Origin of the sequence: Candidatus Megaera venefica, assembly GCF_034554655.1 — a bacterium.
Classification (GTDB): domain Bacteria; phylum Pseudomonadota; class Alphaproteobacteria; order Rickettsiales; family Rickettsiaceae; genus Megaera_A; species Megaera_A venefica.
Window position 1 is genome coordinate 1 of sequence record NZ_JARJFB010000270.1, and the last position, 886, is coordinate 886.

General features: G+C 32.4%; 2 protein-coding genes. Both read left to right on the forward strand.

Annotation, left to right across the window (positions count from 1 at the left end; all coding sequences use genetic code 11):
- Positions 1–162: 162 nt before the first annotated feature.
- Positions 163–456, forward strand: a complete 294-nt coding sequence (gene rpmB, locus Megvenef_RS09700) for a 50S ribosomal protein L28 (protein ID WP_322777703.1) — start codon at positions 163–165, stop codon at positions 454–456.
- Positions 453–680 carry a 50S ribosomal protein L31 gene (gene rpmE, locus Megvenef_RS09705; protein WP_322777704.1) on the forward strand — a complete coding sequence of 76 codons (228 nt, stop codon included), beginning with the start codon at positions 453–455 and terminating at the stop codon, positions 678–680. The genes rpmB and rpmE overlap by 4 nt, the downstream gene beginning before the upstream one ends.
- Positions 681–886: the final 206 nt, after the last annotated feature.

The following is an 886-nucleotide window of genomic DNA, read 5'->3' on the forward strand; positions in this document are numbered from 1 at the left end:
AAAAAATGAATGTGCGGTGATTTATTTTTGAAATTCTTGAAATTATATCAAAAATTTAGAGTTTTGACGGAGAGACTAAATAATGATACAATAGGTGCTTGACAGATAGAGCAAAAATCTATATTCTCCCTATCATTAAACGTAATTTTATGGGAATCTGACATGTCTCGCAAATGTGAATTAACTGGTGTTGCAGTGCAGTATGGGAATAACGTATCGCACTCACAAAGAAAAACTAGAAGACGCTTTGAGCCTAATATCAAAACAGTAGAGTATAAAAGCGAAATTACTGGACAAAAATATAGGTTAAAAGTAGTGGCAAGAGCTTTGAGAACCGTTGAGAAAAACGGTGGCTTTGATTTATTTATTCTTAAAGCTAACGATTCTATGATGTCGGATAAAGCTAAAAAAGTAAAAAGAGAAATCTTTAAGAAGAAAAAAGAGTTAGCTGCATGAGAAAAAATATACACCCTGAATATAAAGGTCTAAAAATTAAAATTCGTAATGATGAGTTCTCGACTATGTCAACTCTGAAATCAGGAGAAATTTTAATGGACGTTGATTTTCGTGAGCATCCTGCTTGGAATAAGAACGTAATCAATATGGTTAACCAATCAAATAAAAATGTCAGTGACTTTAATAAAAAGTTTGCTGGCCTATCTTTCGGTTCAAAAAAATAAATCTATTAAAAATCTAAGTTCAATTTGCTTAGATTCAGGATAACTTGATGAAGCCACTTTTTTATATCATTCCCGCCTACGCGGGAATGATAATTGTTCTGTAATAAATTACGCTATGTCAACTTAATTGTCCATCCACCGAAACTCCCACAAGGCAACAAATATAAGGGTTGCAAGATAAAAAGCTTGGTCAAATCCATAAGAAA